Origin of the sequence: Pantoea sp. USHLN298 (genome assembly GCF_037149395.1) — a bacterium.
Taxonomy (GTDB): Bacteria; Pseudomonadota; Gammaproteobacteria; order Enterobacterales; family Enterobacteriaceae; genus Pantoea; species Pantoea astica.
Genome location: NZ_JBBCRO010000002.1, coordinates 701492 through 710167, shown reverse-complemented (window position 1 = coordinate 710167; position 8676 = coordinate 701492). Strand labels below are relative to the sequence as shown.

Here is an 8676-nt window from a genome sequence, read left to right as displayed (position 1 = left end):
AAGAAATCCGGAAGAAGCGAAGGGACCGCGAAGCGGCGGTGAAGCAGGCCGGAGCCCGGGGTCAAGGGGGCGCGGCGACTGGCGCCCCCTTGTCGGTCGCCGGCAGCGGCGTAGCTGAAACTGCCGCAGCCAGCTGGCGAACGAAACCCGCTCATAGCCCGTTCGCGCAGCGAACCCCACACGCCGGTCGGCGGAACGAAACCCCCTTAGCCCCGTTCGCGCAGCGAACTCCCCAACCCTCATTCCCACCCCGTTATTCCCTAAAGTCATATAAGTAAATTTTTTAGTATTTCCTGTTATCAATAATAGTTCTTACCATCAATTCATCAGATTACGTAAAGGGAGGTAAATACCGTGAATTTCCAGCAACTTAAAATCATCCGCGAGGCGGCCCGCTGTGAATTTAATTTAACGGAAGTCGCCAATACGCTATTTACGTCCCAGTCGGGTGTGAGCAGACATATTCGTGACCTCGAAGATGAGCTGGGTGTGGAGATCTTTATCCGCCGCGGCAAACGCCTGTTAGGCATGACCGAACCGGGAAAAGCCTTGCTGACTATCGCTGAGCGCATCCTCGATGAAGCCGGGAAAGTGCGGCGGCTGGCCGATGTCTTTACCAATGAAACCAGCGGTATCCTGACGATTGCCACCACCCATACCCAGGCGCGCTACAGCCTGCCGAAGATCATTAAAGCCTTCCGTCAGCTCTATCCCAATGTCCGGCTGGAACTGAATCAGGGATCGCCGCAGGAAATCGTCAGTATGCTGCTGGCGGGCGAGGCGGATATCGGTATTGCCAGTGAAATGCTGGTCAATAACAGCAGCCTGGCGGCCTTCCCCTGGTTCAGCTGGCATCACGCTCTGCTGGTGCCGAAAGAGCATGAGCTGGTGCAGAATCAGCCGGTATCGCTCAGCACCCTCAGCCGCTATCCGCTGATCACCTATCGGCAGGGCATAACCGGCCGGTCACGCGTCGACCGGGCGTTTCAGGCCGCCGGGCTGAAACCGGATATTGTTCTCAGTGCGCAGGACTCGGACGTGGTGAAAACCTACGTCAAACTCGGTCTGGGGGTTGGAGTACTGGCCGATCAGGCGTGCGAAACTGAAGAGAACGATGATCTGGTCCGCGTTGAGGCGACGCATCTGTTTGATGCCAGCACCGTCTGGCTGGGTCTCAAACGTGGTCAGCTGCAGCGTAACTATGTCTGGCAATTCCTCGAATTGTGCAACGCGAACCTGTCGCTGGAGGAGATTAAACGCCAGGCGCTCTCCTACGGTAATGAAGATGAGCCGGTAATCGACTTCCAGATTTAACGCTGAGGCGCATCCATTTGGGTGCGCTTCTCACTGCACGGCATAAAATTTCTTTTCACGGCCAAAAATTCCTTTCCGGTACTTTCTGCTCTCCGACAACAACATCCTGCGCTGACCCGCCGCGATAAAGTGGAATCAACTGACCACAAGGGGATGTTATGTCGCGACTACAACTGAAAGATAGCGATCTGCTGCGCCAGCAGGCGCTGTTCGCCGGACGCTGGCAGGGCGCGCAGCAGGGCGCCACGCTGCCGGTCACCGATCCAGCCACCGGCGAAACCCTCGCCACCATTCCGGCGCTGGGAAAAACAGAGACTGAGCAGGCGATAGCGCATGCCGAATCCGTACGCGTTGCCTGGGGAAAAACGCCCAATGCCACGCGCGCGGCGCTGCTGGAAAAGTGGCACCAGTTGATCATTGATCATGCCGACGATCTGGCGACGATCATGACCGCCGAGCAGGGCAAACCGCTGGCAGAAGCCAAAGGTGAAGTGCTGTACGGTGCCAGCTTTGTTAAATGGTTTGCTGAAGAAGCGCGTCGTATCTACGGCGATACTATTCCAGCCCCCAGCGATGACCGCCGTATTCTGGTGCTGAAACAGCCGGTTGGCGTGGCGGCAGCCATCACACCCTGGAACTTCCCGATTGCGATGATCACCCGCAAAGTGGCCCCCGCGCTGGCCGCGGGCTGCCCGATCATCGTCAAACCCTCTGAACTGACGCCGCTCTCGGCGCTGGCGCTGGCGGTACTGGCGGAACGCGCTGGCTTCCCGTCCGGCGTGCTGCAGGTGCTCACCGGCCTGCCGACCGAAATTGGTGAGACGCTGACTGCCAGCCGCACGGTGCGAAAGATCTCCTTTACCGGCTCCACAAAGGTCGGGCAGTTGCTGATGCAACAGAGCGCTGACAGCATCAAACGCCTCAGCCTGGAACTGGGTGGCAACGCGCCGTTAATCGTCTTTAACGATGCTGATATTGAGATAGCAGTGGCGGGCGTAATGATCAGCAAGTTCCGCAATGCCGGCCAGACCTGCGTCTGCGCCAACCGGATTCTGGTGCAGCGCGATATCTATCCGCAGTTCAGCGCCCGGCTGCTGGAGGCGGTCGCGACCCTGAAAGTCGGCGATGGCTTCACGCCGGGCACCACCATTGGACCGCTGATCAACAACCGGGCGCTAGAGAAAGTGAACGGTCACATTGACGATGCGCTGAGCCAGGGAGCCACGCTACTGACCGGCGGCATTAGTCGGGGCAACGGCACCTTTGTTGAGCCAACGGTGCTGGGTAACGTCACCAGCACTATGCGCATCGCGCATGAAGAAACCTTTGGCCCGGTCGCGCCGCTGTTTATTTTCGATGATGAAGAGCAGGCGATTGCGATGGCGAATGACACGCCTTATGGCCTGGGGGCCTATTTCTTCACGGAAAATATCCGACGGGCGTGGCGGGTGGCGGAAGCGCTGGAGTTTGGCATGGTCGGCTTCAATACCGGAGCGATCTCATTAGAAGTCGCCCCGTTTGGCGGCGTGAAATTATCCGGTATTGGCCGCGAAGGTTCACGTTATGGAATTGATGAGTATCTTGAACAAAAAACATTTCATATCGGCAGTCTCTGAATAATCTCACTCTATTAACCGCGTCAGCCTGTTTTCCGGGCTGGCGTTTTTTTTTGCACCCATCATTGTTACCGCCCGACGTTAATTATCTGCACCCTGAATAACAGAGAAATTTATCAACAATGTGAAGCAGGTCGATTATTTACCGGTGAAAATCTGTCGTCGGGTGCAACGCTGGCTCACTGATATCCGTCATGGTGCAATTTCCGTGCGCGTTGCACCCGCAGAGTGCAACAATTTTGTGAAGTAAATCATCTGTTTAATTGTTCGGCAATTCCGCAAAAATTCCTTCATCAATACGGCAGAAATTTTTTTTGCGCTGTTTTAAACGCATTTTTATTTTTTGCCCGGCTGGCATACTTTCTGCATTAGCTTATTAACGCGATAACTAAGCGCGGTTTAAAAGGCTAATAAGCCAGCGAGTGACGGGTGTAACAAATAAGGATTCTTCCATGTTAAGTTTCGACCCTGAAAAAGTTTCTCTTCCGGTTGGTCATTATATTGGCGGCCAGCATCTTCAGAGCCAGGGCACGCCCTTTGCGGTTAAGCGTCCCTCCGACGGCAAGGTCTACGCCACGCTGCATGACGCCACGCAGCAGGATGTCGATCACGCGGTTACCGTGGCGCATCAGGCGCTGAAAACCAGTGGCTGGTCAGGCTGCGCGCCACGTGAACGCGGTCGCGTATTGCGGCGCTGGGCTGAGCTGATTGAGCAGGACCCGCTGCTGGCCCAGCTGGAAGCGCTCGGATCGACCCGACCCATCAGCGATGTGGTACTGCACGAAATCCCGTTCACCGCCGAAGCGATTCGTTTTTATGCCGAATGCGCCGACAAATACAGCGGTGACCTGTTCCCGACCCGCGACAGCAGCCTCGGAATGCTGATTGCCGAACCTTACGGCGTAATCGGTGCCATCACCCCGTGGAACTTCCCGCTGTCGATGGCCTCATGGAAATGCGGACCGGCACTGGCCGCCGGCAATGCCGTGGTGCTTAAACCTTCTGAGCTGACTCCGTTTTCCACCGTACGGCTGGCCGAGCTGGCAATTCAGGCGGGCTTACCGGCCGGCGTGCTCAATATCGTGCAGGGCAGCGGGGCGGTAACCGGCAGTGCGCTGGTGAAACATCCGCTGGTGCGCAAAGTCTCCTTTACCGGTTCGACCCTCACCGGCGCGCGCATTATGAGTGATGCGGCGCAGTTCGGCATGAAGCCGGTGACGCTGGAGCTGGGCGGCAAAAGCCCGCAGCTGGTGTTTGATGACGCCGGTGACCTGGACATCCTGGCGCAGCGCATCCTGCGCGGTTTCACCGCCAATGGCGGCCAGGCGTGCGTGGCGGGGACCCGTTTAATCGTGCAGCGCGGCATCGCCGATGCACTGACTGAGCGACTGGCACTGCTATGTCGCGAGGTGAAGCCGGGCGTCACCTGGCATGAAGGCAGCCGCTACGCGCCGCTGATCGATGACCGTCAGGGCAACAAAGTCTGTTCAGTGATTGAGGCCGCCAAAGCGCAGGGCGCGGAAGTGCTGGTGGGCGGCGAACGCTTCGCCGACACCGACGGCGGCTGGTTCTGGCAGCCCACCTTACTGAGCCACGTCGCGCAGGATAATCCGGCGGTGCAGCAGGAAATTTTTGGTCCGGTGCTCACCATTCAGCTGTTCGACGATGAAGAGCAGGGCCTGGCGCTGGCGGCGCACGACACCTACGGCCTGTGTGCCGGTGTGCATACGCTCAGCCTGCCGCGTGCGCTGCGGGCGATTCGCGCCCTGGAGGCCGGTACCGTCTGGGTCAACCGCTATGGCCGCTCTGGCGATTTCATCATTCCGACCGGCGGCTTTCTCGGGTCAGGCATCGGGAAAGATTTAGGCCGTCAGGCGTTTCAGGCCTGCCAGCGCCAGAAAAGCGTACTGATCGATTTCTAAGCGCAACTGACTATGACGAGGTTATTAGATGGCTCTGTTTAAACCGAAATACATCACGTTCGACTGTTACGGCACGCTGATTCTGTTCGACATGGCCGGTGCCGCGCAGCGTCGCTTCAGCGACCGCATCGACCCGGCGCAGATGCACGCTTTCACCACCGACTTCTCCAGCTATCGGCTCGATGAGGTGCTGGGCGCCTGGAAACCCTATTACGACGTGGTCAGTAATGCGCTGCAGCGCACCTGTAAAAAGTGGGGCGTGAGCTGGGACAAAGCCGACAGCGACTTTATCTACACCGACTGCGCCAGCTGGGGGCCGCATCCTGATGTGCCAGCCGGGCTGGCAAAAGTGGCAGAGGAGTTTCCGCTGGTGCTGCTGACTAACTCGATGAAGGACCTGATCCCGCATCATATCCCGCGCCTCGGTGCACCCATCCATATGACGATCACCGCGGAAGAGGCGGGCGCGTACAAGCCGCAGATGAAAGGCTTTGAGTACATGCTGGAGAAGCTCGACTGTCGCCCGGATGAGATCCTCCACGTCTCCTCCAGTTTCCGCTACGACCTGATGACCGCACACGATCTCGGCATCAAACACAAAGTGTGGGTCAACCGCGGTCATGAACCGGCCAATCCGTACTATCAGTACACCGAAATTAAAGACATTGGCGGCCTGCCTGGCGTCGTTGGACTCTGAGGAAAGCGCCATGAAACTGGAATCGTTCTGGCAAGCCACCGCACCGGCCTTTAGCGGCGCCGCGACCGACCCACTGCCGTCACAGGCTGATGTGGTGGTGATTGGCGGCGGCTTCACCGGCGTCTCGGCGGCGCTCAGCCTGGCGCGCAGCGGCCTTAGCGTGGTGCTGCTGGAGAGCGGCGAAGTGATGAGTCAGGCTTCGTCGCGCAACGGCGGGCACTGCAACACCGGCGTGGCGCAGAACTTCGCTTCGCTGGTGGCGAGTCAGGGGCTGGAACAGGCCAGTCGTTTCTATCGGGCGTTTGACGACGCGGTCAGCTATGTCGAACAGCTGGTACAGCACGAACAGATCGACTGCGATTTCCGCCTGTGCGGCAAGCTCAAGCTCGCCAGCAAAGCGACCCATCTCGCCGGGCTGCGCGAAGCCGCGGAGCTGATGCGCCGCACGGTCGATCCAGAGATTGAACTGCTCGACAAAGCGGCCGTCCGCCAGGAGATCGGCAGTGATAATTTTCACGGCGGCCTGCTGCAAAAGCGCGGCGGTCAGATGCACATGGGCAAGTTCGGCGTCGGACTCGCCGAGGCGGCGGCCCGCAGCGGGGCGAAAATTTATCCTCATCATGCGGTAACCCGGCTGGAGCGCCTTAATGGCTATCAGCATCGGGTGCATACCGGGCAGGGCGAAATTGTGGCCGACAAAGTGCTGATGGCAACCGGCTGTTCCAACGTCGGCCCCTTTCCCTGGTTTCAGCGCCGCATCGTGCCGGTCGGTAGCTTTATCGTGGTCACCGAGGCGCTGGATGACGAGTTGCTGCGCCAGGTGTTACCGCACAACCGCACCTACGTCACTTCACTGAACATCGGCAACTACTTCCGCAGCACCGCCGATCGCCGGCTGGTCTTTGGTGGCCGGGCGCGCTTTGCGGTCAGTAACCCGACCTCCGATTCGCGCAGTGGCGAGATCCTGCGCCAGGCGATGGTGCAGATGTTTCCTCAGCTCAGCAATACTCCGCTGGCCTACTGCTGGGGCGGTATGGTCGATATGACGGCGGACCGGTTACCCCATGCCGGTGAGCAGGATGGGGTGTTCTATTCGCTGGGTTACAGCGGCCACGGAACCCAGATGTCGGTGTGGATGGGTCGGGTGATGGCCGATCTGCTGGCCGAAAAACAGACAGAAAACCCCTGGCAGCGCGCGTCATGGCCTGCGCTGCCCGGTTATCACGGCAAGCCATGGTTTTTGCCCCTCGCCGGGCTCTATTACAAAGCAAAGGATCGCCTGTCATAAGTTCCCGCCGGATCAGGCCACCTCCGGCCGCCGGAAGAGTTACTTCACGTTCGCTTGATGGTTTATTGAGGGTGTACAGATGAGCAAATTTGATAATAAAGAGCCTGACGCGGTTAATCCGGCACTGACGCGAATGATCACCGAAGGATCGCTGTCACGCCGTAGCCTGATGAAAATGCTCTCGGCTGGTGCGGTAATGAGCAGCGGCCTGATCGGCTTTTCCGGTGCAGCGCTGGCCGATGACAAGCCCGTCAAAGGCGGCAAACTGCGGGCGGCGATGTCGAACGCTTCCGCCACTGACACACTCGATCCGGCGAAAAGCAACAACAGCGCCGATTACACCCGTCAGTACATGTTTTACAGCGGCCTGACCGAGCTGGATAAAAGCCTGATGGCACAACCGGCGCTGGCCGAATCGCTGGAGTCCAGCGATGGCATCAGCTGGCATATCAAACTGCGCCAGGGGGTTAACTTCCACGACGGCAAACCCTTTACCGCCAAAGATGTGATCTACTCGCTCAGCCGCCATAAAGATCCGGCGGTCGCGTCTAACGCCTTTAAGCTGGCCGATCAGTTCAAAACCCTCAGTGCGGTCGGCGATCATGAGGTGCTGCTGGAGCTGAGTAGCGCCAACTTCGATGTACCTTATATGCTGGCGACGCCGCCGTTTCTGATAGTGCAGGATGGCACTAAAGATTTCAGCAAGGGCATCGGTACCGGTCCGTTCATCTGCAAGGCCTTTATGCCGGGCGTGCGCTCGATTGGCACCCGCAATCCCAACTACTACAAGCCCGGTTTACCGCACCTCGATGAGATAGAGCTGATTGGCGTGACCGATGCGGCGGCGCGGGTCAATGCGCTGATGTCGGGCGATCTGCACATTGTCTCCACCCTGTCGGCGGCCGATTGCAAACGGATCAAGGCCACCAGCGACTTCGGCGTGCTGGAGAGCAAATCGGGCATGTACACCAACCTGATTGTGCGCACTGACGTCAAACCAGGCAACAACGAAGATTTTGTGCTGGCGATGAAATATCTGCAGCCGCGTGAAATGCTGGTCAAAACCGTGCTGCAGGGCTACGGCGACGTCAGCAACGACACGCCGGTTCCGCCGTGGCATCCGCTCTACAACGCTGACCTCAAACCGCGTCCGCTCGACGTTGAGAAGGCGAAGTTCCACATCAAAAAAGCTGGCATGACCGGGTCGACGGTAGAGATCATCACCACCCCGAATATCGAAGGCGCGAATGAAGGTGGCCAGCTGATTCAGCAGATGGCGCGGGGTGCTGGCATCAACTTCAAAGTGCGACGCGTGCCGTATGACGGTTACTGGTCTTCGCACTGGACCAAAGATCCGGTGGGATACGGCTCGATAAATCCGCGACCGACGCTCGACATGCTGTTCTCACAGTTTTATCTCTCTAGCGCACCGAATAATGAATCGGGCTGGAAAAACGCACAGTTTGACCAACTGGTGATGGCCGCCCGTGGCGAGCGCGATCAGGCGAAACGCAAGCAGATGTATGGCGATATGCAGACGCTGATTTATGACCATTGCGGCACCATCATCCCGACCTTTATCAGCTCGACTGACGGTTACAGTAAAAAGGTGAAGGGCGTGGAGGCCTGGCCGTCGGGCATGATGATGGGCTATCGCTTTCATGAATTCGCCTGGCTGACCGCCTGATCCCAGCCTATCCAGTCAGACGATTTTATGGGTCTGTCTGACGCTGGGCAGTGATCACCATCCACACGTACTACGTGTACGTTCCGGTTGTTCCGCGCAGTCCGTGTCCGGACTGCCAGCAACAATTACGCCTGGTGGGCCAGGCTCGTAAT

At 58.3% G+C, this 8676-nt stretch carries 6 protein-coding genes; all 6 read left to right on the top strand.

Going from position 1 to position 8676, the window contains the following annotated elements:
- Positions 1 to 354: 354 nt before the first annotated feature.
- The 6 genes from cbl to WFK59_RS08040 all read left to right on the top strand — a co-directional run bounded on the left by cbl (position 355) and on the right by WFK59_RS08040 (position 8524).
- Positions 355 to 1314: an HTH-type transcriptional regulator Cbl gene (gene cbl, locus WFK59_RS08065; RefSeq protein ID WP_233987746.1), complete on the top strand. Its 960-nt coding sequence runs from the start codon at positions 355 to 357 to the stop codon at positions 1312 to 1314.
- A 158-nt stretch (positions 1315 to 1472) separates the two neighbouring features.
- On the top strand, positions 1473 to 2930 hold the full coding sequence (locus tag WFK59_RS08060; protein ID WP_336755533.1) for an NAD-dependent succinate-semialdehyde dehydrogenase: 1458 nt from the start codon (positions 1473 to 1475) through the stop codon (positions 2928 to 2930).
- 452 nt (positions 2931 to 3382) lie between these two features.
- On the top strand, positions 3383 to 4852 hold the full coding sequence (locus WFK59_RS08055) for an aldehyde dehydrogenase family protein (protein WP_336755532.1): 1470 nt from the start codon (positions 3383 to 3385) through the stop codon (positions 4850 to 4852).
- Positions 4853 to 4880: 28 nt separating this feature from the next.
- Positions 4881 to 5549 (top strand): haloacid dehalogenase type II, encoded by a 669-nt coding sequence (locus tag WFK59_RS08050; protein WP_233987749.1) that lies wholly within the window; start codon positions 4881 to 4883, stop codon positions 5547 to 5549.
- 10 nt (positions 5550 to 5559) lie between these two features.
- The gene (locus WFK59_RS08045) at positions 5560 to 6837 is read left to right on the top strand and encodes an NAD(P)/FAD-dependent oxidoreductase (RefSeq protein ID WP_336755531.1); all 1278 of its coding nucleotides are present in this window, start codon (positions 5560 to 5562) and stop codon (positions 6835 to 6837) included.
- Between the two features lie 79 nt (positions 6838 to 6916).
- Positions 6917 to 8524, top strand: a complete 1608-nt coding sequence (locus WFK59_RS08040; protein ID WP_336755530.1) for an ABC transporter substrate-binding protein — start codon at positions 6917 to 6919, stop codon at positions 8522 to 8524.
- The last annotated feature ends 152 nt before the right edge of the window (positions 8525 to 8676 follow it).

Bases quoted from the DNA above. Each gene is read 5' to 3' on its own strand.
- WFK59_RS08045 (WP_336755531.1), top strand. From the start codon at position 5,560: ATGAAACTGGAATCGTTCTGGCAAGCCACCGCACCGGCCTTTAGCGGC.
- WFK59_RS08040 (WP_336755530.1), top strand. From the start codon at position 6,917: ATGAGCAAATTTGATAATAAAGAGCCTGACGCGGTTAATCCGGCACTG.
- WFK59_RS08050 (WP_233987749.1), top strand. From the start codon at position 4,881: ATGGCTCTGTTTAAACCGAAATACATCACGTTCGACTGTTACGGCACG.
- WFK59_RS08055 (WP_336755532.1), top strand. From the start codon at position 3,383: ATGTTAAGTTTCGACCCTGAAAAAGTTTCTCTTCCGGTTGGTCATTAT.
- WFK59_RS08060 (WP_336755533.1), top strand. From the start codon at position 1,473: ATGTCGCGACTACAACTGAAAGATAGCGATCTGCTGCGCCAGCAGGCG.